The organism is Alkaliphilus peptidifermentans DSM 18978 (assembly GCF_900101495.1).
In the GTDB taxonomy this organism is placed as follows: Bacteria; Bacillota; Clostridia; order Peptostreptococcales; family Natronincolaceae; genus Alkaliphilus_C; species Alkaliphilus_C peptidifermentans.
On the sequence record NZ_FMUS01000001.1, the window covers coordinates 1 to 24332 of the forward strand.

General features: G+C 38.5%; 24 protein-coding genes and 1 pseudogene. 2 read left to right on the plus strand and 23 right to left on the minus strand.

The window, feature by feature from the left end; translation table 11 throughout:
- Positions 1-310: 310 nt before the first annotated feature.
- Entirely contained in the window at positions 311-1183 is an 873-nt protein-coding gene (prmC, locus tag BLP68_RS00005) for a peptide chain release factor N(5)-glutamine methyltransferase (protein ID WP_091538485.1), read from the plus strand.
- Positions 1184-1347: 164 nt separating this feature from the next.
- Here prmC and BLP68_RS00010 read toward each other — a convergent pair whose 3' ends face one another.
- The 8 genes from BLP68_RS00010 to BLP68_RS00045 form a co-directional block, all read right to left on the minus strand.
- Complete coding sequence (locus BLP68_RS00010) at positions 1348-2649, minus strand: hypothetical protein (protein ID WP_176758785.1); 1302 nt, start codon at positions 2647-2649, stop codon at positions 1348-1350.
- Between the two features lie 76 nt (positions 2650-2725).
- On the minus strand, positions 2726-3355 hold the full coding sequence (locus BLP68_RS00015) for a hypothetical protein (protein WP_091538488.1): 630 nt from the start codon (positions 3353-3355) through the stop codon (positions 2726-2728).
- Positions 3343-4698 carry an FAD-dependent oxidoreductase gene (locus BLP68_RS00020; RefSeq protein ID WP_091538490.1) on the minus strand — a complete coding sequence of 452 codons (1356 nt, stop codon included), beginning with the start codon at positions 4696-4698 and terminating at the stop codon, positions 3343-3345. Before BLP68_RS00020 ends, BLP68_RS00015 begins: the two co-directional genes overlap by 13 nt.
- Before the next feature lies 1 nt (position 4699).
- On the minus strand, positions 4700-6196 hold the full coding sequence (locus BLP68_RS00025) for a DUF4127 family protein (protein WP_091538493.1): 1497 nt from the start codon (positions 6194-6196) through the stop codon (positions 4700-4702).
- An 11-nt stretch (positions 6197-6207) separates the two neighbouring features.
- Positions 6208-6897, minus strand: a complete 690-nt coding sequence (locus BLP68_RS00030) for a beta/alpha barrel domain-containing protein (RefSeq protein ID WP_091538495.1) — start codon at positions 6895-6897, stop codon at positions 6208-6210.
- An 80-nt stretch (positions 6898-6977) separates the two neighbouring features.
- Positions 6978-9194 carry a hydantoinase/oxoprolinase family protein gene (locus tag BLP68_RS00035; RefSeq protein WP_207647853.1) on the minus strand — a complete coding sequence of 739 codons (2217 nt, stop codon included), beginning with the start codon at positions 9192-9194 and terminating at the stop codon, positions 6978-6980.
- A 40-nt stretch (positions 9195-9234) separates the two neighbouring features.
- Complete coding sequence (locus BLP68_RS00040) at positions 9235-10548, minus strand: transporter permease (RefSeq protein ID WP_091538497.1); 1314 nt, start codon at positions 10546-10548, stop codon at positions 9235-9237.
- A gap of 35 nt (positions 10549-10583) precedes the next feature.
- On the minus strand, positions 10584-11504 hold the full coding sequence (locus BLP68_RS00045) for an ROK family protein (RefSeq protein ID WP_091538499.1): 921 nt from the start codon (positions 11502-11504) through the stop codon (positions 10584-10586).
- 382 nt (positions 11505-11886) lie between these two features.
- On the opposite strand from BLP68_RS00045, the gene BLP68_RS22410 reads away from it, so the two are divergent.
- A complete protein-coding gene (locus BLP68_RS22410; protein ID WP_091538501.1) occupies positions 11887-12144 on the plus strand; it encodes a transposase in 258 nt (85 codons plus the stop codon).
- On the opposite strand, the gene BLP68_RS00055 is transcribed toward BLP68_RS22410, so the two are convergent.
- The 15 genes and pseudogenes from BLP68_RS00055 to BLP68_RS00125 all read right to left on the minus strand — a co-directional run bounded on the left by BLP68_RS00055 (position 12128) and on the right by BLP68_RS00125 (position 24317).
- Positions 12128-12361 carry a BhlA/UviB family holin-like peptide gene (locus tag BLP68_RS00055; protein WP_091538503.1) on the minus strand — a complete coding sequence of 78 codons (234 nt, stop codon included), beginning with the start codon at positions 12359-12361 and terminating at the stop codon, positions 12128-12130. The two genes, BLP68_RS22410 and BLP68_RS00055, sit on opposite strands and share 17 nt — an antisense overlap.
- 310 nt (positions 12362-12671) lie before the next feature.
- Positions 12672-13220: a BMC domain-containing protein gene (locus tag BLP68_RS00060; RefSeq protein WP_091538504.1), complete on the minus strand. Its 549-nt coding sequence runs from the start codon at positions 13218-13220 to the stop codon at positions 12672-12674.
- A gap of 28 nt (positions 13221-13248) precedes the next feature.
- Positions 13249-14112, minus strand: coding sequence for a DUF7973 family transport facilitator (locus BLP68_RS00065; RefSeq protein WP_091538507.1), 864 nt, complete (start codon positions 14110-14112; stop codon positions 13249-13251).
- A gap of 19 nt (positions 14113-14131) precedes the next feature.
- A complete protein-coding gene (locus BLP68_RS00070; RefSeq protein ID WP_091538509.1) occupies positions 14132-15466 on the minus strand; it encodes a 4Fe-4S dicluster domain-containing protein in 1335 nt (444 codons plus the stop codon).
- 15 nt (positions 15467-15481) lie between these two features.
- A complete protein-coding gene (locus tag BLP68_RS00075; protein ID WP_091539210.1) occupies positions 15482-16876 on the minus strand; it encodes an aldehyde dehydrogenase family protein in 1395 nt (464 codons plus the stop codon).
- 4 nt (positions 16877-16880) lie between these two features.
- On the minus strand, positions 16881-17867 hold the full coding sequence (locus BLP68_RS00080; protein WP_091538512.1) for a cob(I)yrinic acid a,c-diamide adenosyltransferase: 987 nt from the start codon (positions 17865-17867) through the stop codon (positions 16881-16883).
- 13 nt (positions 17868-17880) lie between these two features.
- Positions 17881-18150, minus strand: coding sequence for a EutN/CcmL family microcompartment protein (locus BLP68_RS00085; RefSeq protein WP_091538514.1), 270 nt, complete (start codon positions 18148-18150; stop codon positions 17881-17883).
- A 70-nt stretch (positions 18151-18220) separates the two neighbouring features.
- Positions 18221-18985 carry a flavoprotein gene (locus BLP68_RS00090; protein ID WP_091538516.1) on the minus strand — a complete coding sequence of 255 codons (765 nt, stop codon included), beginning with the start codon at positions 18983-18985 and terminating at the stop codon, positions 18221-18223.
- A gap of 11 nt (positions 18986-18996) precedes the next feature.
- Positions 18997-19818 (minus strand): ethanolamine utilization protein EutJ, encoded by an 822-nt coding sequence (gene eutJ / locus BLP68_RS00095; RefSeq protein ID WP_091538518.1) that lies wholly within the window; start codon positions 19816-19818, stop codon positions 18997-18999.
- A 15-nt stretch (positions 19819-19833) separates the two neighbouring features.
- Positions 19834-20475, minus strand: coding sequence for a phosphate propanoyltransferase (locus BLP68_RS00100; RefSeq protein ID WP_091538521.1), 642 nt, complete (start codon positions 20473-20475; stop codon positions 19834-19836).
- 140 nt (positions 20476-20615) lie between these two features.
- Positions 20616-20897 (minus strand): BMC domain-containing protein, encoded by a 282-nt coding sequence (locus BLP68_RS00105; RefSeq protein ID WP_242876875.1) that lies wholly within the window; start codon positions 20895-20897, stop codon positions 20616-20618.
- Positions 20898-21193: 296 nt separating this feature from the next.
- A pseudogene (locus tag BLP68_RS22365) lies at positions 21194-21460 on the minus strand (BMC domain-containing protein); the annotation flags it as partial.
- A 16-nt stretch (positions 21461-21476) separates the two neighbouring features.
- Positions 21477-21935 carry a glycerol dehydratase reactivase beta/small subunit family protein gene (locus BLP68_RS00115; RefSeq protein WP_091539213.1) on the minus strand — a complete coding sequence of 153 codons (459 nt, stop codon included), beginning with the start codon at positions 21933-21935 and terminating at the stop codon, positions 21477-21479.
- A gap of 2 nt (positions 21936-21937) precedes the next feature.
- Complete coding sequence (locus tag BLP68_RS00120; RefSeq protein WP_091538528.1) at positions 21938-23767, minus strand: diol dehydratase reactivase subunit alpha; 1830 nt, start codon at positions 23765-23767, stop codon at positions 21938-21940.
- Between the two features lie 31 nt (positions 23768-23798).
- Positions 23799-24317, minus strand: a complete 519-nt coding sequence (locus BLP68_RS00125; protein WP_091538529.1) for a diol dehydratase small subunit — start codon at positions 24315-24317, stop codon at positions 23799-23801.
- Positions 24318-24332 lie beyond the last annotated feature (15 nt).

The following is a 24332-nucleotide window of genomic DNA, read 5'->3' on the forward strand; positions in this document are numbered from 1 at the left end:
AACATACTCCTTTATAAAATACACTATTCCAATATATTACCATATATTACAAAGATACGCTAGATAAATTGGTAATATAGTCCTATAATAACAGAATAATATATATATTAAATTATTTCTATTGATATCTACAAGTCTTTACAAATTATATTTTTACTCTAAATATTTAATCCATATGCTTAAAATCCGTCGGATTATGTGTTATATTTGAATAATAAGAATTTTGATAGAGAAAAAAATAAAGGTCTGATGATGAAATTGAATTGGCTATGGCAGCCTTGATATTAGCAAAAGGTAAGGAGGGTGCTAATTGACTACAGTAGCAGAATTACTAAAGGAAGCAGTGAATAAATTCAAGTCTGCAGGTATAGAGACACCTCAGCTAGATGCAGAGGTTATTCTTTGTAATATAATGAATTTTGAAAGAATACAACTTCACATATATCCAGAAAGGGAAATTTCCCAGGAAATTTGTAGAAAGTTTTGGGAGCTTGTAGAAAAGAGATTGAACCGTATGCCCATACAATACATTATTAATCGACAAGAATTTATGGGGCTAGACTTTTTTGTTGAAGAAGGGGTTTTGATCCCGCGGGGGGATACTGAAATCCTGGTGGAAGAGGTTATTCGCCTCTACGGTGAATTTTTTAAAGGTACCAATGGGACAATTTTAGATATTGGTACGGGGAGTGGTGCAATTACAGTCACTTTAGCTATACTAATTAAAAATAGTATTGTTTTTTCAATAGATATTTCCCATAAGGCTTTGGCTATAGCGAAGAAAAATGCAAAAAATCATGGGGTTGACCATAAGATAAACTTTTTACAGGGAAATCTACTTGATCCTTTATTAAATAAAGGCTTTGAAAAAACTTTTCATTTTATTGTTTCCAATCCTCCCTATATACCTACTGAAACTGTAAAAGGACTTTCATCACAGGTGAAGGATTATGAGCCGGAATTAGCATTGGATGGAGGAGAAGATGGTCTAGACTTTTATAGGAAAATAGTTAATGAATCCCCTAAATATTTAATTAATAAGGGGTGGTTAGTATTTGAAATAGGATATGACCAAGGAGAAGCTGTTTCAAGGCTGATGGATGAGGCGGGCTTTTCTAAGGTTGAAATAATCAAAGATTTAGCAGGCTTAGATAGAGTGGTGAAGGGTGAATGGGTTAAATAAAATGGTATTTTTATCACCCTAAGTTATCCTATCATTTTATAAACTCTATTTTAACCGTAGGAATCGTCAGAGCGTGTGACAATTAAAAAAATACGAGCGAGAATGTCTCGGACGAAATCTCATCAAAAATAATTGTCACACAGTCTGACGTCCCCTTGGTTGTACTAATAATTAAGATACAGTCTAATATTTGTCCACCCTGCTACAGGCGAGTTAGTAGATAAATCTGTCACTCCTTGTATTTGGGGGCAGCTATTCCATGTGGTTCCAAAATCATCGGAAACTTCAAAGTAAGTAGAATTTGACTGATTATTAGGTATGTGTCTAGGCTTGATATACTGAGCAAATAAAGGTGCGACACCTTCCCATACAGGATGATATGATATCTCTCCATCAATGATGTAATCAGGATCATCAAGAGCCTCTGACGCAGCACCAACATGTGCAATAATGCCCCATTGATCTCTTCCTATGAAGCTATTTTGGTTTAAATCATAATTCAGGAATTTAGCATGGTTGGCAGGAATAAATTGAAATCCTCCAAGTAAATTTGTATTATTTGTATACCCTATTCGAGGTGAAGTAGAAAAACAAATAACTCCGGGATGAGCTGCTCGAACTCTGCCCACTTCCGCATACTCAGTTCCCGAGAATCTTCCCGTTCCCTGTACACGCTGAATAACATCCGCAATATGTTTTGTGGTACCATTGGGGTAATGAACAAGTACTCTTCCATTGGCAGTTTGCAGTATATTCCCTACGGTATCATCGGCTGCCCAATTTTCAAACTCAATGTAATCCGGTGATCCATTTAAAGTAGAAGGCTTATTAACTTCTATAATAAGTCGTTTGGGTAGTTCCTTTGTGTAATCACCGCTAAAATAATAATCCAACGATTCCCATGTGCCGGAAGCAGTTAAGTATTTTACTGGATTGCCTACAAAGGGCGCGGAAGATCCCCCGAAAATATTACTGCCGCCTGGAATGGAGGTATAAATCATTGCATTACTGTATTGTCCTCCTGCATAATCATAGTCTTCCTTAATACCTACGCTAAACTGTTTTGGAGTCCATGCGTGAGGGTCAGAGGGGTCATATTCATTATTTGGACCGGTTCGAATATGCAAAGCATTTGCACCAATTGCAGTCACACACGAATGGGTACCGTCGGATGCCTTGTCATAGTGCGCAGCCCAAAACCCATCGCTGGAATCTTTCACAAAAGATGCAGGTCTGTATACCGTTCCAATAGTAGTGTGCACACCACTTGTATTGACAATAGAAATAATGCCTCCTTCAAAGTTTTCAATATAAATTCTATGCATTAATGTCAGTGTTGGATTGTTTTCATCGTCTACAATACTGGGAATAGGAGAATTAATATAATTATTTACGATCCCGTAAGCAACAATAGGAAATAGCATTAAAACCACTGTAGCTAAGGAAATAAATCTGACTTTATTCATTCATAATCGCTCCTTTATTATAAAGAATATATAGGTTTGCCAATAATCATTTTGCGTTATAAGTATATTATCAACATCACTCTATGCTGCAAAACCGATCATATAAACTGGTAATAGCTCTTGGATATTTATAACACAACCAAATAAAATCCAAAATCTGGCATATGTTTGGACGTATAGCGTAATTTACAAAAGCAAAAGCTGCAATGTCGCGAAAACCCGCACTTACCGGATGATTTAGCATCTTCTCCATTACCAAGTTAACCGGCTGCTCGTATTTTTCCTCTATGTGATGAAACAGTTCATGCAGCAAGTGAGTATTCTTTAGATCATACCTAGAATAATAAACCATACCATACTGGCAAAGAATAGTGTATAGTTCATCTAACGCTGAATCATTAATGCTAATAGTACAGCTATTAGCATTATAAAAAGCCCGTGCTTTTAAAGAATGCTCCTGCTTTTCTGAGAATGAAGTTATGTTTTTTATCCCTAAGCGTAAAAGCTCCTGTGACAGGGTATTATCAGGATGGTAATGCCTGACGTAATACTGCTCACCTAAGGATGCAGCCATTGATTGCATACGCTTTATGGAATCGATAGATATTCTTTTGAAACCAATTGTTTGTAGAAGCAACAGTATATCAAGTTGCTGACTATTACAAAACTCCAGGACATGTCTTGCTTTTTGATCTAATCCAGCCATGCTTTTCCCACTACCGCTCCTTGCTTTATAAGTTTATCCTGCAGTACTTTTACATCTGTTTGTCTGAAATCACAAATATCGCGGCTTTCTAAAGCAGCAGCCAAGCCCGCTGCCTGCCCGATTGCCATTGCTGTAGCTGATATCCTCGAAGAAGCCATGGCCTCATGTGTAGCTGATATACACCTGCCTGTTACTAATAAATTTTTCAGCTTTTTAGGCATCATAACACGATACGGAATATCATAGCAGCATGTACGGCTCTTTCGCACCCAATTCAAGTCATTACCAATCGGATCATGAATATCAATAGGGAAAGCGCACATCGCAATACTGTCTTCAAAACAAACGCCATTGACCACATCATCGATGGTTAGCGTGTAATCACCGCAAATTCGCCGGGACTCTCTGACACCTATTGTATCGGCGGCGGATAACAAATGGCAGTTTGCAAATCCTGGTAGATATTTTCTAAAAAAGAGCATAATTTCACTAATTTGATTGTGAGAGTTAAACTCTGCTGTTGTTAATTCCTTTGCATTGGTACCTCTTAGTTTTGTAATACGCGTCATATTAACCACAATTGTCCCTGGGTGCATACCTTGAAAAAACAATACCCGATCACGGGGAATAGTTAAATCACCGTTGATCCTCGCCGTATTTACTATATCGAAAAATCCTGATACAGCCAGATACTTGTCAATATCACAATCTTTATTTAGTATAAACTGTTCGGGGTTACTCTTTACATAGGCTATCACCTTCTTTATATCAACTCCGCCAACTTGAAACATAAGCGTCATAGGTTGAGAAAATCCGTCGCTGCTTCTTCCCATATGAAAATCTGCTTTACAAAAGCTCGCTACATCTCCATCTCCAGTTGCATCAATAAAGGTTTTTCCCTGATAACTGGCTAATCCGCTTTTACTAACTACTTGAATACTTTTTACCACTCCATTTTCTACCACTGTATCACAGATAAAGGTATGAAATAATACTGTTATATTGGGTAATTTAGCCAGCATTTCAAAGTAAACCAGTTTTAGAATTTCAGGTTCAATAGGCGTAATAGAAGATACTACACCGATGGGATCAGGCACGTGCCCAAGTGATGCGCCGCGTTCTATCAATACATCAATAATTTCTTGCGGAATGCCTTTTATAATCTGCCTATCTCCGGCATGAAAGGTCATGATTGGACAAACCATTCCTGCTGTATTCATTCCACCCGGATATCCATTTTTATCTATCAGCAGTACGGAAGCACCGTTTCGGGCAGCAGATATTGCTGCAACAGCACCACTGGAGCCTGCTCCTGCAATTATTACATCATATATTTTATTCATATTATCCTCCCATATCTGATAAAGATTGTATCGTAATGCTAATCTCGAAAGTTCTATGCCATCTTAATTTTTGTTGAAATGTCGGGACATTATCCTTAAATACCTTTTCCATAACAGGCCGGCAAAGTTCAAATGCTTCATCTACAATGGTTTGTGCATATTCGATATCACTGATATTCCAGCAGTCTTGCCCATTATCTCTTAGCTTCTTTTCTGCGATTGGACGTACACAAGATTGGTAAATAAAATCATCCATTAACCGCTCTGCAGTAAACTGCTTATTCTTAATGCTGTTATAAAATCTTGAGAGACATATTTGTGAGAGTAATGTTCCCAGTGCATTTGAAGCTGTATTCCACCCTGAGTAAGCTACAAGTTCAAGCAGGGAAACTTTTTTAGCAAGCGCATCAAGAATTCTGGCGTCTCCGCCATTGGCATATGCCAAATCTAACAGTGCAGTGGGTCTGCCGTCGGTAATATCTTGTGAAATAATATGTGCAAAGTGCTGAAGCTCTTCATCGGTATATCCGTTGCATAACGCTTCAAAACATATACATGCATCCCCCTGTTGATTCTTTGGTAAAAAAACATTGACTATACCATCTGCGTCAGATTTACTGGCAACCTCAACCAGGCCAACTGCTTTCATATGGCTGTGCAGATTTTCTATAAACAACCTGTCTTCGTATAATGCAATAAACTTATCCTTATTGCCTCCGAGCCAATTGATAAAAACTTTTATGGGCCGTTTGTTTCTAGAAATAATTCTAGCAATAATTTCACAGGCTGCTTCATCTGTTCCATTATGCAAAAGTACCTTTTGCTCCAACTTAAATTGACTAATAAATTGACACAATTGGGTTTGTTCAACCCTATGTATACCCTGGGGTGCCGAATCCTCCTGCAAAAGAAGAAGACTGGAAAATATATCTTCTTTTACTAGCTGCAAACACTCCATATTAACAGCATTATTTCTCTGTCTTGCTTCTAGAAATTCTTCTAATACCTCGGAAGGTATTTCCTGTGCCAGCTCTTGTATTTGTACGGTATACTTATGCTCTCCTGTACTATTTTCCATATATTTAGCACGACTGTAGGCATTAATTTTTTCCCACCATACTTTACTTTGTGCACTAAGGGTACTGATAGAAGTGCGCATGATAATATTAAAAGCATGTATCTCCAAATTCTTATATTTTTTCTTTAAATTTTTAATCCATTCCAGTCGTCTAAAACATTCCTCTCTTGATATATTCATAGTGCGTGAAGTTATTAGACCGCCGTGAAGCAACTGCTCCACCGAGAGCACAAGCACATCGGTTTTAGCCGCTTGTTCTTCCAGCCAATTTGCAATGTCATTAAATCCAGAAGGAATTTTAAACTGATCCATTATTGTCATAGGCGGTGTATAAATCTCCACACCTGCAATACCGGCAAGCCGAACAGGAAATTCATATGTACATGGTCTACTGTCTATGGGAAGTAGGGATATTCTCATTCTCAACTCACCTACATTCTGTCAATATAATTTCTAAATTCGGCAATAGCTCTGGAAATTGATTCTTTAGTTTTACCTGTTACAATTGCCCCTAACATAACACCGTTAACACCGCACTGAGCTAGTGTACTAAGATGCGAAGCCTTTATGTCCCTTTGCGTTGGCACAACGACAGGAATATCAGTATTTTGCACTATATATTTGTATGATATGATTTCTCTTGCAGTCAGCGGCTGTCCATATGTTTCAGGTTTAATGACGGATGCTTCAAGTATATCTGCTCCTATATGAGATAAGCTATTTATTTCATACTGGGAATAGGTATAATCGATTGCAAGCATTTTGAGTATTTTATCACTTTGCAGCACTTGCATAGGCGTATGGTGAACATATAGAGAAACAAAATCAAATCCTGCCTTTACTACACTTTCATAATCCTTAGCAGCACTAAGCACATCTCCTCCCAATACAATGCCTGTGGGTCCTTTGGCAACAGAAAGAATTTCTTTTAATGCTTCATATTCTTCCTCAAAACTTCTAAATATTGTATTGCTTGCACGATGCTCAACATTGATATGCACTTTTACAGCATCTGCCCCATGCTCCCATGCTGCCTTTGCAAGCTCCGGATCATTGGCAGGCAGACTCATAATAGTCGTTAGTTTTTTTGTTTTTAATAAATTCAAGAATGTAGTATTCATCTACATCACTCCTTTCGTGCAGCGGTACAAATCCATCCATCTGCTGATTATAGTAAACATATATTAAGATTCAACATTCGTTATCTAGGTCTGGCCACAAGCACAATAGGTTCATTATCTTCTAAGCCTTGGAGCTCGATTTGAATAAGACTAAGAAGCTGTACACTATCAAGAATTGTACTAAAGTCAACTATCCTGCTGCCATATAGCATAAATATTTCCGGGATGATCATTCCCACATCATTATGCACTGATACATCATCAATAAATCTGTTGAAAGCTGAGGAAATATTTTCACAAGCAGTTGATAAGTACCTGCCATTATTCACCTGCAATTTTATTACACCAAATCGGTCGATTACTCGAAGATTCCATCGTTTGGAACGAAATAAACCGAATACCTTTTTTTGAGTCTCCATATAAGCAAATACAAAAAGCCCTGATGTTGCTGCCGCCTGTATCACTTGATCTGCTGGAGCTTTCATAGATAACGCGGCATTATTGTAAAGTATTTGCTCGTCTGCTGCCTGCATATCAAAATTTTGATTGTCCATATAGATTGATCCAACCGCCGTTGCACGTAGAATATTTTTTTGCTGGTCAATCTCAATTTGAACTTCAATGGTTTCGCTGTTTGCACCCATTTGAATAAGATTATTGGTTACTTGCTTACGAATAGACATAATATCTTGTTCTGTCGGGTTCAAGACCGTTCGTTCCATACAGTCCCGCAGCATAGCCATCGCTGCACCAATTGCCGAAATAACCTCTGCTTTTTCTGCCACAAAATATTTTATATTCATCTTTTGACTCAGCCAAGGAACAACGCATGTCGCTCCTCCTCCGCCTCCAACTAAGGATACCAGCTCCATATCCAAATGATATTCTTCTAAAAGCTCCTGTACCACTTTCCCTACTTTTTGAATAGCTTTATCTAAAATATCTTGTGATAGCCGTAAAGGACTGGTATTATAATGTTGCGCCAGCACTTCAAATACATGTTTGACATTTTCAAAATTACCATAAGCATAATCACCTTTAGTCGTCATCCCCGCCATCATTGATGCATCGGTCAGGGTAATCGCAAACCTTTCCCCCTTGTTGTTTTCTATTACTAAATAATCATCAGGGTCTGAGGGCATAGGCTTTACCAAAACAGGGTGTATCTCCTGTAAATCCTCAGGTTTTGTAAATGCTATATAACCCAATCCTGCAATATGAGCACTCCTGGGTCCTACGTCTGCAACCTCGTTATGAGATATTCGTACCATCGACCCGCCGCCAATACCTACAGTACGAGAATCAAGTGTCTTAAGATAAGTTTTGTGTCCACCGACACTAGCGCTTTTAATCATAGCTTTTCCGTTTTTGATAGCGGAAATATCCGTACTCGTACCACCTACTTCAAGGAAAATTCCATCGGATACCTTTGCAAACATAAGTGCGGCTGCTATTCCCGCAGCTGGACCGGAAAGCATTGTAAGAATAGGACGTTTTTTCATTTGAACAATATCCATAACACCGCCGTCACTTCTCATGATCATTAGAGGGGAAGTAATGCCGCTTTTTTTGATGCTTTCTTCCGTAAGCTCTGCCGTATGCGTCATCTTAGGTAAAATGCTTGCATTAATGACTGCTGTGCGGGTTCTTATTTTGAGTCCATAAAGCTGTGATATCTCATGGCTTGCGGTAGCAGGAAGATTCTGTTCTGCTGCCAGCTGCAACACCTTGTTTTCATTGGTTGAGTCATCCACCCCAAAGGCTTCACTGGCTACAATAACATTACAGCCTTCCAACATCATTTTGCTTAATGCATCCTTTATTACATTGTCATCAAATCTTTTTGCATCGGTATTAAAATAACAATGTGCGGTATGTAGCATTTTTCCTTTGCTAAGCTCTAAATTGCTTATCAAAGTATCGCTTTTTGCTTTAACCCCTTCTATCCCTTTCCCCATTCCGATAATACCAACCTTTGCAACATCCCCTTCCAATAAAGCGTTAGTTGCTTGTGTTGTGCTGTGAGATACAAAAACCACATCTTGAGATACTGCCTTGGTTTGCTGCATAATATCATGAAACGCCTTGATAATTCCTTCAGAAACGGAGTAGCGAGAAAAATGAGTGGTAGGAGTTACTGCATGAGCAATAACCTCAAATGTTATGTGATCTACTGCAACTGCATGTGTAAAAGTTCCTCCAACGTCAATTCCTATTCTTATTTTGCGATTGCCCAAGATAATCTCTCCTTTTGTAATTATGACTTTTGAAAAAAGTGAGGCAAATTTTATTTTCAACCTGCCCCACCCCATCTTCCATGGATAACATATATTAATTCTAGAAGTATAGAACGCCTGCTACAACAAGTCCAACAATTGCTGCAATCCATACATACGGAAGGGTTTTTCTCAAAATATCATTCACATCCTTACCTACCGATGCTGCCGTCCATACATTGTGTGTATTCGTCGGGTCACAAATGCCCTGAATCTGACCAGTGGACATGAGGGCAGCCATAATTGCCAACCCCGGCATTCTGCCAGTTGTCATCATCATAGCGCCAATCCCTAAGCCAAGACCCCAAACATTAAGCGGTCCTCTGTAAAGTGCAAGTGGTGCTAGCAAAGAGAAAAATATGATAAAAGTAATACCCGTTGTCGGAAGAATATTTGCCAAATACGGTCCGATATGCTGTGTTACACGGCTATCCATAACAACCTTCAGCAGCATGCCAATGCCGATCATAAGAAATATTGCGCCGGCAGAATCAGAGATACCTTGTGTAACACATTTTGTCAGGATTTTTATTGAATCTTTATTAATGGTTGTAATTAATCCATACATAATCGCAGCAACAAAACCTGCAATAATATCCCACCCTAAGCCAAGAACAAGTATCAATGGAACAATAGGGGTAAGCATAGCTAAAACATTTACCTTTTTAAAAGACCCTTGATCCTGTAATTCTGCGGAAGGCATTGCCCATAGAACTTTACCTTTTTTTCCAAAGAAAAACTTTGAGTTGGATTTTGTTTCGAATATCACAAACAAGATACCGGCCAAGATAAATATAACACCGAGAAAATATGCATAAAACTTGATTTGTTCCACGGACAATCCCATGACTTCAATGTATAGCCCCCAGTTGGCAAGATTAAAAATACCGCCCGTACTTAATGCAAACAAGAGTATACAACCTGCTGTTAATGAACTTATGCCTACAGAAGTCATAATTGGCAAAACAATAGAACCTATCATGATTACGGAACCTAATCCGCCTAAAGAAGTAAACAAGACACTAAGAACCAACATAAACACAATTCCCAACACCGTCGGACGATCTCCTGCAAACTCTGAAACTTTTCTAATTACCGTTTCTGCAATCCCACTATTTTTAACGAATTGAGCCAAAATTGCACCGAAAATCAACATCATTATAGGGGACGCCAATCTTACTGGGCCTTCAATGAACATTAATTTCATGATACCGGGTTGTATTGTTTCCCCTATTGGAACATCGTTAAAGGGGATGCCGGATACCAAAGCAATTAAGAAAGCCATAAGTGGTAGGGCAAACATTGCCGAAAGCTTTTTCGTGTACATCAAAGCACACATTACCAAGAAAATAATAACAATGAACCACGTAACCATGCTGTACTCCCTCCATTTTTATATTATTTTAAACATCACAGCATAAAATAGATTGACTCAAACCACTTAACCTGTGCCATTAGTGCCAGGCCTTGCACTAGTTGGGCTTGGTTCATCGAAAAGGTAATAATCTGCCCCTTTTCAGTGTTGATCGAGCTTATCTTTTCTTTAAAACCGGATGATTTAAAACCAATGATAGCCGTTGTAATATCCAAGAATTGCATATATGATACCAGGTTATTGAGCATCTGCTGCATACTGTTAATACGACCTGATAAATTGCCTGCACCACGAGAGATTTCCCCATCAATAATCAAAACCACTTTCTCTTCAATACCTTCCAGCATAAAGATAAAATTATCCAAGGATTTTGCCTGTCCCATAAGCTTCTCATAATAGGCAGCTCCATTGATACGATGATCAATATAAGCCGGTGTTAAAAAGTGACGTTCAATGATTTCCTTGAGGTGCACATTGTTCCATTTATATGATTTGCATTCAATCACAATTTGATTTTCATAGTCAATGACTCCATCCAATCCTATTCCTATGCTTAACAGATTCTTTTCATGATATCTCTCAATTACTTTTTCTATCGCTCTAATCAAAGAATTTATAGGAGGTTCGTCATCCGTAATTTTAAAATATAAATGGTCAATAATGATATTGCCGGCATCAGCAATTGCGATTTCAATATCTTGCTCATAAAGCATGATCCCCAAAGATACTCCAAAATTTCTGTTAATTTCATATATTGACGAGCGCCTTCCGCCTATAGAATCCTCCCATCCTACTGTTGCCACTAACCCCAGTTTGAGCAAACTGTTAATGCAATCAGAAACAGTTGTATTGCTCAGATCCGTCGACAAAACCAATTCCATTTTGGTTGCCTGACCACTTGAAAGCAGTTTAGTGGCTATGTTTTTTATATTTTGTATTTTTAGTGAACTTAGCATCTTATTCTCCTCTGTATACTTTTTACGAAGTTCGTAAAAACATTTATTAATTTCATTGTAAGGTTAATTTTATCCAATGTCAATATAATTTGCATTAAATTCAAACTTTTTAAAATATTAAGGGGCGTGGCCAGCAAAGCTGTAATTTGCTAACTGGTGAAAGTCCAGTCTAGGTAATTGCCAAGAAGCCTAGTAGCTATAAGACCAATGTCAGCAGAGATGGTGGCATTGAAGCGTCTCGAAAATGTGCCTTAGTGGTGCTAGCAAAGATGCAGACCGTAACATAAAGTGAATCCTGCAGCACTGTTAGAAAAACCCGAAAGGGAGGAAAAAAGGAAATATAGAAGTTTAATATTACTAATATTCCCATTACATTTTTATTATGGAAAAAGACAGAGTATCTAAATTGATCAATGATCTATATAAAAGATACCCAAATGGATTTTACGTACATGCTGAGACGAAAATGGATAGTGCTAAAAAAGCAGCTGAATATATTGGTCGCCACCTTGCAAGACCTGCGATAGTAGAATATAGGATAATTAAATATGATGGCCAGGTCGTTAAATTTTGGTACGAAGATCATACAACGGGTGAAGTTGTAGAAAGGTTTAGTGCTTTTTTTATGACTTTATATTAAGTACATGCTTTTCTATTATTTCAATTTTTCTATTTGCATCTTCAATAAGATTTAGCTTGTCTGTAAGACTACAAATTATTTCTTGGTATTTTTGCTCCCTTTGCTCCTGTTTTACATCCCTTTTTTCTTGAGCTCTCAATATATATAATATCAGAAGAACGGAAAGAGCAGCCCATAAGCCCTGGGTAGAAGCAAGCCTTAATAAATCATTTTCCATAATTACACCCCCTAGTTTCGCTTTATAAAAGCGCTTTATTTGTTAAAAGTAAGAATAGCATATAAATGTAAACCATATAGCGTGTAAAATAATTAATAAACATATGAGAAATAATGTGAAGTTACATTATAATATAAATTGCTTCATTGTAAAATGAAATTGAACTAAATAAAAATCCATAGTAATACCAGGTGAATAGGTTGTTTACCATAATTTTTGACAATAACTTGAGGTGAATAGGTCCTCCCCCCAATTAAAAAGAGCTGACTAGTAGTCAGCCCATCAGTATATTCTGTATATATTTAATAATTTACAATATTTTTGAAATAAACTCGCGGTTTGGAGAGGCTATGGCTACAGCACTTATGATTCCCCCAGTATCCTCCAGGTTGTTTTCACAGGCTTTAATAGCAGATTTAACAGCTGCCACCTCGCCGGTAATAAGCACAAAGCCTTTTCCACCTAGCCCTCTAGCTAATCGAATTTCCAGCAGTTGAATATTAGCTGATTTTGCAGCAATGTCCCCCACAACAATTGATGTAATGGCTGACATAGTCTCGATAATGCCTAGAGAGGTTATTTTATCTATATCCATAGTTGCAGTTAATGCCGGAAATACAGCTTCACTAACGTTAGAAAGAACATAATGATCTACAGTAAATATTCCTCCTACCGTCCTTCCAACCTCTACGGCATTTTTTACAGCACCTACATCCCCACTAATTAAGCTTATATACTTGCCGGGACAAATTGGTGTAGATAAAATCAATTCAACATTTGAAGCCTTCAGCATTGCATCTGCTGACTCCATACCCTTTGCGATACTTTTATATTCTAATAGCCCAATGGACTTTTTCATGGATATCGCCTCTTTCGTCATTTAAAATTTACATAAATATAAATATAATGAAGGCACAAATAAATATGGCTGTTGCCGGTGGATCTATGTGGGTGTCACAATTACTGTTAAAGGTTCTTGCAACAATATCATTTAAAAGCCCAGCAATTATAGCAAATAATGTCCCGATATATATGTTTCCGGTGGCCATTGTTGCCAAACCAGCTACTAAAGTAATATGATGTGTCGCCGGTATATTAAAACCCATTTGAACAAAGATTAATAGTGCAGCACTAACAGTGAATCCAAGAACATCAATCTGGGTAAGATCAACCAAATATGAAACTACTAAACCTAAACCTAAAGAATAGATAACTATAAAACTAAAGGTTTTTGAATCTGGTATAAACTTCCTCTTTGATGCTTCTGCAGTGGCTGCCACTTCACTTCTTGCTGTATTGTATTCTCCAATAAGTCCAGTATTACCAAATATAAATCTTACAAGTACTCCAGAGGTAAAAACAGTTAAGGCAACAGTATCGGTAGGTAATGCTAAATGAACATAAATAGCATTAATAATATAACCTAATATACCAAATGCGCCACCCACCAGTAATACACTAACGTCATTTGTTTTATTTAATGGTGTAAGAATATCTGCGCCACTTTCCAAGTAACGCTTTTTGTTACCGGCAAAAGCTGCTGCGGCTACCCCACCTGCAAAGGCAATATGGGGTCCAAATAGAGCTCCAAAGGTTACATCAGTCAATATAGTTGCTGGTCCACCAGCTGCTATAACCCCAACTCCAATTAACCCTATAAATCCAGTGAATATGAAGGCAGGCAACGCTCCAATTAACGCTCCCAATACACCTCCGCCAAAGGCTGCCAAAATCAATGCTAAGCTAAACATAATTTACATCCCCCTCTTCTTATAGTGGTTTACATAACATTATACCATATTGGTCAATCTTTTGTACTCGCCCATCGATACTTGCATGAATTCTTGCTCCTAACTGATTTTCTGCCACTTCAGCCACTGTTTGGTTTTTCTTTACATAATCTCCCACCTTAACAGTTGCTTCTGCTTTTCCCCCGATATGTTGTTTTTGCTCTAATAAAACACTATCAAAATCCTCCAAAACGTCTTCTATCAAAGGTGCATCAACGTTATACTCTTCTAAGCCAAGTCTAGCAATTAACTTTTTAACTGGAAATTTTCTATACTCTCTAAAATCATTGGTATTTTGTGGCACTCTGTTATTTGGGTTCTTAATTCCTTCTTTACTCATTTTTTCCTTTAAGAACTGATTCAGCTTCCAAGGCTGTAGATCCATAATACATGCCGTTTCACAAAGTCCACATTCACAACACAGAAATGCTTCTGTTGCTGAAGAATCATTTTCACAGGTGCTATTATAGCTAGCAAGTCTCATTAACTTATCTGGATGTAGCTTATGACCAAGTAAATTTCGTGGACAAACCTCTGTACAAAGGGAGCAATGACAGCATGCAGTTCTTGCCTGCCTTAAGATTGTGTCAATACTTTTACCCTTAGATAAAATTAATGGATGATGGTGAGGAAGAACAATAAGGCCTTTAGTGGTTTTTGTAATGGGCTTATCAATATTATCTACTATTTTTCCCATCATAGGTCCACCTTCAATAACCTTAAAATCTTCTATTATAGCACCACCAGCAAGCTCAATCATTTTTCTAATACTGATTCCTATAGGAGCTTTAAGGGTTATTGGCTGTTTTACGGCCCCTGTTACTGTGACGTATTTATGGGTTACTGGTAATCCTTTAATGGCCCGTTGAATATTCAATAGCGTTTCAACATTAACTACTATTACCCCCACCTGAAGAGGGATGCCCCCTTCAGGTACGATTTTTTTCAACACCTCATATACCGTCACCTGTTCATCACCTGCTGGGTAAAAGTCCTTCATTGGGAAAATTTCAATTTGGTCTTCTTGAAGAATTGATGCTTTTAATTTCTCAATTGCTAGACTGTATTTTCCCTTTAGGGCAATAATTCCCTGCATAGCTCCAGTTTCTTTAATTACAGCCCTTAATCCCTGTAGTATTTCCTTTGTTCGATGGGCCATCAGCTGTTGATCAACCCTTAAAAGAGGTTCGCATTCTGCCCCATTTACCACTATATAGTCGGCTTTCCCTTTTACCTTTACATGGGTGGGGAACCCAGCACCACCTGCCCCTACTACACCTGCTTCTTTTATTAAAGTAATAAGATCCTTATCCATGCTTCCCACCTCATCTTATTTTATGGAGAATCCACCTACTAAAGTGCATCTCCTTCTTCTTGCAAAGCTTTTGGCAGAGGTTAAACCTTCCCCTGTGGGGCCTGCAATTGTAAAGGTTGCATATCCTTCTCCTCCTACACCTATACCAGCAAAGGAAGGTCCGTTCTTAACAAATATAGTTGTTTGTATTTCTTTTGCAAATTTTGATAAACGATCTATATTTTTCGAATGCATTATAGCTGTATGTTTGAAACCGTGCTCCACCTCAACAGCTAGTTTAATAGCCTCCTCTACATCATTAACTCGGACTATTGGAAGGACTGGCATCATCAGCTCTCCTACTACAAAGGGATGGCTCTTTGGTACCTCCACAATAATAGCTCGTATGCTGTCATCACACTTTATCCCCATTTTACTTAATATATAGTCAGCATTCTTACCGACGAACTCCTTTACGGGGTAACCTTTTTCGTTTACTACTAATTTTTCAAGCTGTTCTATCAAATCTTTTTCTTTTAGCTCATATGCTCCATTCTTTTTCATATTAAAAATTAAATAATCAGCCACTGAATCTACTACAATGACTTCCTTTTCTGCAACGCAGGGCAAGTTATTATCAAAGCTGCAGCCTGCTATTATGTCCCTAGCCGCCTTCTCTATATCTGCTGTTTCATCAACAACTGCCGGTGGGTTTCCAGCCCCTGCTCCGATGGCCTTCTTTCCTGAAGATAAAACAGATTTTACAACACCAGGGCCTCCTGTGGCCACCAGCATGTTGATTTTTTTATGCTTCATCATAGCTTCTGCTTGTTCAATTGAAGGATTCTCTACTGCCACTATTAGGTTTTTTGGTCCACCTGCTTCAATAATTCCCTTGTTTAATATCTCTATAGTTTTCAATGAGGTTTTTTTAGCAGAGGGATGGGGGCTAAATGCTACAGCATTCCCAGCTGCTATCATGCCTATAGCATTGCAGATTATAGTTTCAGAAGGATTAGTAACTGGAGAGATTGATCCAATAACTCCATATGGTGATAATTCAATTAAAGTTAATCCATCATCACCAGTGAAAACCTCTGATCCTAAATCTTCAATACCTGGTGTTTTTTCAATAGCCAGTCTATTCTTCAAAATTTTATCTTCATATCTACCCATATCAGTTTCTTCATGGGCCATTTTTGATAGTAGCTCCACGTTCTGCCTTGCAGCCTGTCTCATGGCTTCAATAAATTTTCCTCTTGTCTCAAGATTAAATCCGATTAGTTCCTTCTGAGCAATATAGGCAGCATCAACTGCATCATTCATATCTTGAAAAATCCCATATGCGCCTTCTTCACCGGTCTCATTTTTGCTACTGATTTCCTTCATGACTCTTCTAATAATTTCTTCTATTTTCAATTCCTCTACCATCAATTTAGACCCTCCTTTCGTAATCGAATACCCTTAATGCATGATTAGCAATTTTCATGTCCTCCTCAACCGTACCACCGCTTATACCAATACCTCCAATAATTTCATCATGAAGCTTTAGAGGGTAACCACCTCCAAAGGTTATAATTTTCCCTTCATTGGTATATTGCAAACCATATAATTGGGCTCCTGGCTGTACTAGATTAGATACTTCATGGGTGGGTAGCTTTAAAGCTGCAGCAGTATAGGCTTTATTCTTTGCTATGTCAATGCTGGCCAATAAAGCGCCATTCATTCGATGTAATAACACCATATTCCCACCAGCATCAACAACTGAAAATACAATTGGAACACCTATACTAATGGCCTTTACTTCAGCAGCCTCAGCCATTCTTTTGGCTAAATCCAAGCTTACATTTTTTAAGCTTTCTGAATAGCCTAACCTCTCCAACACCTTGCATTTAACCTTGTTTATAAGGATCGTTTGCTCCTCTGCCCTAGCAATCATAAACAGGGCATCTGACAAACGATTGATGTATTGAACAAGTTCTTGTGGTACATTGCTTCCTCTACTGAGTTCAACAATTAATCTTTCACTTCTTCGAATAATTGTTCTGGCAAGATGTATAGCGGAGGATGCTACTGTACCGCCGGGTATAACAAATTCCTTTAATGGACCCAGCTGCTTCTCATATTTATCAATAATACTTTCTAAAGCTTCAATATCAGTTTGACCAACAGTATCATTAAGATAGCCTTGGCCCGCCTCATCACATGCCAGCTCCGCAGCTACATTAAATAGCTTTTTTTGAATCATCCTTAGATACTCTAAAATGGCCTCATTATCCGTTAAAGAATATGCAACCCCAATAGCTGCGTTGGCTTCATCCAATGTCCCATAGCAGGATACCCTTAGATCATCCTTCCCTACCCTACTTCCACCAAGTAGCCCGGTTTCACCTTTATCTCCTTTTTTTGTATAAATAGCCATAGCATCACTTCCTCTATGATTTGACTTCTATATTATCGATAATCCCAACAATTGCAGCATCAATAGGAGAATTGGGATTATCAAACACCTGCCTAGCTGGGCTTCCCTTAGCTACCAAAACAAATTCACCGGTTCCTGCTCCTACAGAATCTACTGCAATCTCTTCATTACCTGAAGGATTACCCTTCATATCTGTCTGTTGAACAATCAGTAGCTTTTTACCCACAAGATTGTCATCTTTTCTAGTGGCAACCACCATCCCAATGACTTTTCCAACATACATTTGCTTCACCCACCTCTTTTAGAGTACATAAATATCACTATTTGTAAATTTGAATATATGATCTTTATTTCTACTTCTGTAAAATTTTAACCCCTATTTCTCTAGCTGTATCATGGGCTAATGAGGTTACTATGGTAGAAGGATTTACATATAGTACAGCATCTGCTTCCTTTGCTTTAATAATATCTGTTCTACTTAAAACCTTCTTAGTAAATTCTTGGGTAGCTTTGCCAGTGTGTTGATTTTTGTAAGAATAGTTAACCTCTTCTATAGTAGCTTTATATAAATCTTCTGCATCAACCAGCTTAATACCATAGGCTTCAAGGCGATTCAAGTATTCCTCCATTACGGATAAATACGCAGCAGGTGTTTTGTTCATTCCCATATTTAATCTAGTAGAATTCTTTAAATCACAGGCATCCTTAGCTGCTATAATAGATATACCCTCCATAATTCCATGGGCCACCAGATTAGTTACTAAAGTATCTGCAATTCCAATAGCAATTTTCACTGCTGAATTTAGGGTCAAGGTAGGAATTATAAAATAGTTTACATCCCCATACAGGGGTCTTAAGCCCTTTACTTCACTCTCTACAATTACTTCATCAACCTCCAGCTGATCCTTTACTAATTGAGGAGTCAATACATATTCGGCACTGTTTGATAGCAGAATCCTTAGATTCCATCCATCCTTAATCAGAGATTTTACTTGAGGTATGGCCTCCTTATAGCCTATTGCCCCTCCAGTAAATATAACCAAGGCTCGTTTCCTTCTTGACTGTAATCTGCGTATTACCTCTTCAACAATCCAGCTTAATGCCTCTTCTGCATTCAATTTATATCACCTCATTTCTTGCAGTTCAGTGCAATACCTAAAGGTGTCACTAAAAGTGGTAGCTTTGGCTTAACTGTTTCTACTCCAATTTCCTTATAAAAAACTCCTTCAAATTCTTTGAAGCAACAGGCTCCACCCACCACATATATTTTTTTAACATCATAGGATGCAATATGTTTTTTAACAATAGATGCCATCTTCTCTACAACAGGTTTAATAACAGTAAAAATTTCTCTTTCTCTGCTGGGGTCCTTTTTCATTTCTTCAGCCTGCTGAAATGATACCTTATAATTTCCTGCAATAACCAAGCTCATGTGGGTTCCACCTGTAGCTTCATCGGCAGTGTAAATCACCCGACCCTTTTTTAAAATGCTTATGCCAGTAGTACCTCCGCCAACATCTACCACCGCCCCATCTTTAACACCCAATACTGTTGAGGCCGCCGTTGGTTCGTCAACTACATTAATAACCTCCATATCAGCAGATTCCACCACATTAGCCATGGCTTTTGCGTTTCCTCCAATAGTCCCGGGAGGGACAGCAGTTGCCGCTTCTATTAATCTTGTTCCCAATAGGTCTTCCACCTGTTGCTTTAGGCTTCTTACTATTTGAACTGCGCCAACATAATCCACCACTAAACCATCCTTAACTACAGAGGCAGGATATAGGGCTCCGGCAATAGGTTTATCAGCTTCGTCTAAAACTGATATTACGATGTTGGCTGTACCAAGATCAACACCTACCTTTAGCTTTCCTGTAATCTTATGGGGCTGTTTTTCCTCTATTAGTTTAGCAAAAGAGGCAATATAATCGTTTGCCTTTTTAAGATCCATAGCTGTCCCCCTCCTTTAGTCCTTTAATATTTTACCAAGGTCCCCATTGCATATTGCTGCTGCGTTGGCTTCATCAATATCTAGATGCATTTCCAAATCAAAATCCTTTGAAACTCGAACAAGTACATTGTGAAAGGATACCCGCCTCACATCTCCTACTTCAACAGTAACCATTTCCTTATCCTTAAATCCGTAATTTTCCGCAAAGACTGCTGGCATATGAATATGTCTTAAGGCAGCAATCACTGCCTGATCCTTTTCAACTGTTCCCATAGGTCCCTTTAATACTATTTTAGGAGTTCCCTCTGTTTTGCCTGATTCCCTTACAGGAACATTTACACCTAGCTTAAATCCATCACTTAAAGAAAGCTCCAGTTGAGTTTCCTTTCTAACTGGTCCCAGGATTCGTACTCCTTTAAATTCTCCCTTAGGGCCAATAACCGTTACAGTTTCTTGTGCTGCATACTGTCCCGGCTGTTTTAAATCCTTCATTTTAGTAAGCTGATACCCCTTACCAAATAGTACTTCTAGGTCTTCAGTGGTTAAGTGTACATGACGATTAGAAATTCCTATTGGTACATAAGCTTCATTAGTACACTGTAATCTCTTTACTACTTCCTCAACTATTTTCTTTATAATTATTTCCTCGTTATTCATAGAGCTAGCTTCCTCCCTTATTACAGGTCTTATCAAGGCTTTACATCATAGTACCCGTAACTTGCTAAGCTAAATATAACTATAATATTATTGAGGAAATTGCACAAATCCATAAGCTGCAACTTCCTCAATTTAATTGATTATTCAATACCTTTAGGTAATATCTTTTCTGTATCAACATTTGGTCTTGGTATTACATGAACAGATACTAATTCTCCAACCCTATCAGCAGCTGCGGCACCAGCATCAGTAGCAGCCTTTACAGCACCTACATCGCCCCTTACCATTACAGTAACAAGTCCTGAACCTATTTTTTCATAGCCAATTAAATTAACATTGGCTGCCTTGGTCATGGCATCTGCAGCCTCAATTGCTCCAACCAAACCTTTAGTTTCTATCATACCTAATGCGTCACCCATTATAATACCTCCTTCAATTCTTCATAGTTAATGCAATTAGTTCTTAAATCCCCTTTTCTTCTAGGGCATTTTGCATCCTTACATAAATTGCATACTTCGTCATCCTCTTTTTCTGGTTCAACCTCTTCAACATTATCTTCTTCATTGTTTTCTTTGTCTTCATTTTCTTCTATTCCTTCATTTTCTATTGATTCTTCTTCAATCTCTAGACTAGAGTCCTTTTCCTCTTCATCACTTATGATTTCTTCCGTTACAGGATCTGGCGTCGAGAAGTCTATACCCACCGTATCCTTTGTGATAATAAGCTTTTCTATTTCCTCATGGGGTCTAGGGATAATTTGCTTGCTCCAAACCTTATTTACCTTTTCTGCAGCAGCACATGCCGCTTCAACAGCTGCCTTTACTGCACCAACGTCTCCCTCTAACTTAATGGTAACCATTCCACCGCCCTTAGACAGCTCATATCCAATTAAAGCTACATTAGCCGATTTTACAGCTGTATCTGCTGCCTCTATCGCAGCAGCTAAACCCACAGTTTCAATTATTCCTAATGCAGGTCTCGGCAAAGCCTTCACCTCCCCTTCAACTATTCATCTTCTTTATTACATTTAGTACCTGTGACACAATAAGGGCTACTTCCTCTTTAGAAATCTTCTCCTGCACACCAATATACTCTACATCTACAGCCTCTAGCTCCTTAAAGGGTAGCCCCTTAACAAGTCTTGCTCCATTAGCTCCTAAATTTCTAAGCTTCTTTACATCTTCTTTAAGATGGATTTGAAATAATGGTTTATCTTTATTAAGCTTTGTGTAATGCAGTATAACCTCTCCTGCCTCACCAACGCCTACTCCCACATCTAAAGTTGAATTTTGGGCAGCCAAGTAGCTTAGTTTTATGGCTGAGGCTTCTTCTTTCCCTTGAAGATTGAAGGGAATGCCTTCCTCTTCAATTCCATATAGTAGCTGATTAAATATGGAAGTATCTTCTATTAATGAAGAGTAGTACACATGAATAGATGGAATTGGTCTCCCGTCATTCATCTTCACATAGCACCGCTCCCCTCATCCGCTGCCAGTATTAAGCCTGTTGCCACTGCATTTCTAGGCCCTTCTGTTCCTCTAACATTACCCCTTCCTGCTACAACTCCATATTGAGATAATGCATCGGTTACAAGCTGTGGAACTTCAAAATCCAGGGCAGATCCGCCTACCAAAACAACAAATTCTATATCACGGATGTTACCTGTAGGGCATACCATGCTTAAGGCCCTTAAAGCATTTGTTACAAAGACCTTCTCTTTGGCATTCCTTCGGATGAACCTTAATTTTTCAATAGACTGTTGCCCAGGAATTGGCACCATCATACCTTCCTTTAAAATGACAACCCTAGCGAAAACGCTGGAATCTAAAGGTTCTTGGAAAAACTCCACTGCTCCATCCTCATGCCTTATATGAAATAAGCTCTCTACCTTAGCCAAGGGATATTTTTTTATATCCTCTGCCAGTGCAAAATCCTCCAGTCCCAGTTCTGAATTGATCAGTAGGGTAACCATATTACCTGCACCAGCTAAATGTATAGAGGTGATTTCACCCTTCTTATTGATAATGGAGGCATCCGTGGAGCCTGCTCCCATATCCAGTATAGCTAGGGGGACATTAGTTCCTGGTGTTGTTAGTGCTCCACGTATAGCCATATCGGCTTCAACTCCACCCACTTCTACATTTATTCCCATTCTATTTTCCAACTCATCAGCTATCATATTCATTTGTAGCTTATCTGCCTTTACCATGGCTGCTATCCCAACTGCGTTTTCCATTGAGAATTCTTCAGCCAAGCCCCCCTTCACCTTCTGGGGTACAAAAGTATCTACAGCCAGCATATCCTGAATTTTTATATCATTAGGGTGCTGCTTTGTTAAGTCAGACATTACCTGCCTTACCCTCTCCAGCATTCCACCAGCATTGGTGCCGGGCTCTCCCTTTATGTCTTCAACAGGTGCTATATCCATTAATACCTTCATAATTCTAGAAGCACCTTCATCTACATCTACTGATGCTCTTCTTTTTTCACCAATTATATGAATCTGTCCAGCAGGTATTCGTCTTTCTTGAACATCTCCCTTTGGAGTTTTAATAACTACAGCTGAACGATTACCAATTAATGCTCTTGCAATAGGTACAATTAATTTAGTCTCTTCACTGCTCAATTGGAAAACCGTTGCGATTCCATAGGGGTTAGCCAGCATTTCAACGACACCGCCTGGAGGAGCTACCTCAATTGCTGCCTTCATACCAACAGGCACCCTTTCCAGCAGGCTCACTTCATCCACAATTGGTATAATATCTTTTAATCTATTATTGATGAGAACCCCATCGTCACGTTGAACAATGGCTCCGGTAACCTTAATACCTTTGTCAATAGCCTTATTTATTATATTGGCGGCATCCTCAAAGTCTACTTCTCTGCCAATCAATACAATTACTGGCTCCTGTTGCCCTCTATTCACCAAATCAGTTAATTCAACTGTTGTTCCTATTCCTACTCCTACTCCTCCCGGCGTGGAGGGGTTGTGGCCAATCATGGTGGATTCAGTTATAATAGTCTCTGTAATAGTTTCCATGGCTACATCCCCTATTACGGGAGCGGCTTCGTTTATTCTAACTAGATGAAGATCTTCAATTTTATAGCTACATTTATCTAAGGCCTGCTTCAGGGCTGAAAATACACCATGAATATTTTGGCGAGTTCCTTTAATTCCGGTGGTATCTACTATACCCCCGGATAAAAAGTTTACCTTTTTGTCCTCAGATATATAGGCAACTGCAACCTCAGTTGTTGCATTTCCAATGTCAACTCCAGCAATCAGTCTCATATTATTACCTCCTGGATTTAATCCAAGATTTCTACTCTTGTCTTAGTCTATTTCTTAACTGGTATACTTCAGCAGCTTCCTTAATAAAAGCACTGTTTATTTTTGCACTATATTTTGTTTCAAGCTCATCTGCTATATCAAATAGTTCCTTCTTAGTAGATCTGTATGGTCGAAGGGCATTATAGATTTCTAATATTCTATCATCTGGGACAGCTATTAGCTCTGCTGCCCGTCTTAAATTCTTAGCAAATGCGTCTCTACCAACTGATTCAGCAATCTGTGCTTGAAGCTCAAGGGTTTCTGGTGATATACGAACATCCGAAGCCTTTATATCTCCATTTAATACTCCTTGAAGTGTAATATCCTCTAATGTTTTACCTGTTGGTGATTTTAAAAGCTCTGGTCTTTTATTTGCTAAAGGATAATCCTGCTTTGCATTCACAGTGTTCCCCTTTACATTAGTTGTATTTTCCTGTGGTTTCGTCACTGTGCTTCCTTCCATTGAAGCCATGACTTCCTTTACTATTTGCTCTAATAATTGTTGATTCATTACATTCACCTCCTA

Bases quoted from the DNA above. Each gene is read 5' to 3' on its own strand.
- BLP68_RS00125 (WP_091538529.1), bottom strand. From the start codon at position 24,317: ATGAATCAACAATTATTAGAGCAAATAGTAAAGGAAGTCATGGCTTCA.
- BLP68_RS00075 (WP_091539210.1), bottom strand. From the start codon at position 16,876: ATGGTAGAGGAATTGAAAATAGAAGAAATTATTAGAAGAGTCATGAAG.
- BLP68_RS00065 (WP_091538507.1), bottom strand. From the start codon at position 14,112: ATGTTTAGCTTAGCATTGATTTTGGCAGCCTTTGGCGGAGGTGTATTG.
- BLP68_RS00080 (WP_091538512.1), bottom strand. From the start codon at position 17,867: ATGGCTATTTATACAAAAAAAGGAGATAAAGGTGAAACCGGGCTACTT.
- BLP68_RS22410 (WP_091538501.1), top strand. From the start codon at position 11,887: ATGGAAAAAGACAGAGTATCTAAATTGATCAATGATCTATATAAAAGA.
- BLP68_RS00115 (WP_091539213.1), bottom strand. From the start codon at position 21,935: ATGAATGACGGGAGACCAATTCCATCTATTCATGTGTACTACTCTTCA.
- BLP68_RS00070 (WP_091538509.1), bottom strand. From the start codon at position 15,466: ATGGATAAGGATCTTATTACTTTAATAAAAGAAGCAGGTGTAGTAGGG.
- eutJ (WP_091538518.1), bottom strand. From the start codon at position 19,818: ATGGATCTTAAAAAGGCAAACGATTATATTGCCTCTTTTGCTAAACTA.
- BLP68_RS00025 (WP_091538493.1), bottom strand. From the start codon at position 6,196: ATGAGAATATCCCTACTTCCCATAGACAGTAGACCATGTACATATGAA.
- BLP68_RS00040 (WP_091538497.1), bottom strand. From the start codon at position 10,548: ATGGTTACGTGGTTCATTGTTATTATTTTCTTGGTAATGTGTGCTTTG.
- BLP68_RS00015 (WP_091538488.1), bottom strand. From the start codon at position 3,355: ATGGCTGGATTAGATCAAAAAGCAAGACATGTCCTGGAGTTTTGTAAT.
- BLP68_RS00120 (WP_091538528.1), bottom strand. From the start codon at position 23,767: ATGAGACTGATTGCTGGAGTTGACATTGGAAATGCAACAACTGAGGTT.
- BLP68_RS00100 (WP_091538521.1), bottom strand. From the start codon at position 20,475: ATGAATAACGAGGAAATAATTATAAAGAAAATAGTTGAGGAAGTAGTA.
- BLP68_RS00030 (WP_091538495.1), bottom strand. From the start codon at position 6,897: ATGAATACTACATTCTTGAATTTATTAAAAACAAAAAAACTAACGACT.
- BLP68_RS00085 (WP_091538514.1), bottom strand. From the start codon at position 18,150: ATGTATGTTGGAAAAGTCATTGGGATGGTGGTTGCCACTAGAAAAGAT.
- BLP68_RS00010 (WP_176758785.1), bottom strand. From the start codon at position 2,649: ATGAATAAAGTCAGATTTATTTCCTTAGCTACAGTGGTTTTAATGCTA.
- BLP68_RS00060 (WP_091538504.1), bottom strand. From the start codon at position 13,220: ATGAAAAAGTCCATTGGGCTATTAGAATATAAAAGTATCGCAAAGGGT.
- BLP68_RS00055 (WP_091538503.1), bottom strand. From the start codon at position 12,361: ATGGAAAATGATTTATTAAGGCTTGCTTCTACCCAGGGCTTATGGGCT.
- BLP68_RS00020 (WP_091538490.1), bottom strand. From the start codon at position 4,698: ATGAATAAAATATATGATGTAATAATTGCAGGAGCAGGCTCCAGTGGT.
- BLP68_RS00045 (WP_091538499.1), bottom strand. From the start codon at position 11,504: ATGCTAAGTTCACTAAAAATACAAAATATAAAAAACATAGCCACTAAA.